Source organism: Tannerella forsythia (assembly GCF_001006485.1).
In the GTDB taxonomy this organism is placed as follows: domain Bacteria; phylum Bacteroidota; class Bacteroidia; order Bacteroidales; family Tannerellaceae; genus Tannerella; species Tannerella forsythia.
In genome coordinates this window covers 1-1,475 of record NZ_JUET01000108.1, presented here as the reverse complement: position 1 = coordinate 1,475, position 1,475 = coordinate 1, and the positions used below count along the sequence as shown (strand labels likewise).

Annotated in this window: 1 protein-coding gene; it reads left to right on the top strand. The window is 40.2% G+C overall.

The window, feature by feature from the left end; translation table 11 throughout:
• The first annotated feature begins 31 nt into the window (after nucleotides 1–31).
• Nucleotides 32–1,465: an IS5 family transposase gene (locus tag Tanf_RS10280; RefSeq protein ID WP_014223980.1), complete on the top strand. Its 1,434-nt coding sequence runs from the start codon at nucleotides 32–34 to the stop codon at nucleotides 1,463–1,465.
• The last annotated feature ends 10 nt before the right edge of the window (nucleotides 1,466–1,475 follow it).

Here is a 1,475-nt window from a genome sequence, read left to right as displayed (position 1 = left end):
TAGTCGCTCCTTAATATTTGCTTAATATTTTGTGATTCAACAAAATAATATTGAAAACAGTTGCATATATTTGCAGGAATTTGTATCTTTACAGAATAAAACCCTGCGAATTATGTTAGGAAAATTACCGGAAAAAGGGCAGCGGGATTTGTTCCGCCCCATGCTGAAAGATTTTATTGACATGAAGCACGAACTTGCCGTTCTTGCAGACAAAATAGACTGGTCCTATTTTGAAAAGGAGTTTGCTCCACTTTATTCCGAGAGAGGAGCTCCGAGCGTACCCATCCGCCTGATGGTTGGTTGCTTAATGTTAAAACATCTATACAATCTTGGAGATGAGCGTCTACCGGAATTTTGGGTTCGAGATGTTTACTTTCAGTATTTCTGCGGAGGTGAATTTTTTGAGCATGAGTTTCCTTTCGATCCGAGTGATTTCGTTCATTTCCGTACCCGTGTGGGTGAAGAAGGGATAGGAAAGATTTTTGCTTACAGTGTCCGTCTGCACGGCAAAGAAGTGCCTAAAGAATCCAAGTTTGTCCTATCGGACACCACCGTGCAGGAAAACAACATTACTTTTCCTACGGATGCCAAGCTGTGCAAGAAAGTAATTGATAAATGCAATAAGATTGCTAAGAAAGAAGGAATCATCCAGCGTCAGCGGTACACCCGGGAAAGCAAACAATTGCTTCGCGACGCTTACAACGGAAAACATCCCAAGCGTGTCAAAAAAGCCAATAAAGCCAAAAGGCGGTTGAAAACAATTGCCAATGCCTTGTTGCGTGAGCTTGACCGCAAAATGAACGAAGAACAGAAGAGACTGTACGAAAACGAGTTCTCGCTTCTTAAACAAGCTGTAAATCAAAAACGAAATGACAAGGATAAAATTTACAGTCTGCACAAACCCTTTACCCGCTGCATAGCTAAAGGTAAGGCACACAAACAGTATGAGTTTGGGAACAAAGTCGGACTCATTACTACAGGCAAGAAAGGCAGAAAAATCATTACAGCCGTACAGACATTCTTAGACAACCCTTATGATGGAGACACCATAGAACCGCTTCTTAGACAGATGGAAGACAATGATTTGAAATTACCTCAAGAACTTGCGTACGACAGGGGAGGGAGAGGTCGCAGAGAAATAAAAGGAGTAAAAATCATTACTCCCAACAAACCTAAAAAATCTGACAGTGAATATCAGAAAATGCAGAAACGCAAGAAATTTAGAACCAGAGCAGGTATTGAACCTATCTTCGGACATCTGAAAAAAGACTTCCGTATGGAACAGAACTATCTGTGGGGCGAAAAAGGGATACATATTAATGCCTACATGGCAGCAACAGCTTGGAATCTAAAGAAAATGCTGGAAAAGATTAAGGAAAATCTTTTGCGTTCTATTTTTTACGGGTTTCTGCCAAAGGAAAAAATATACTTTTATTCCTTTTTATTCAAGAAAATCAATTGTTAAGGAGCGACTA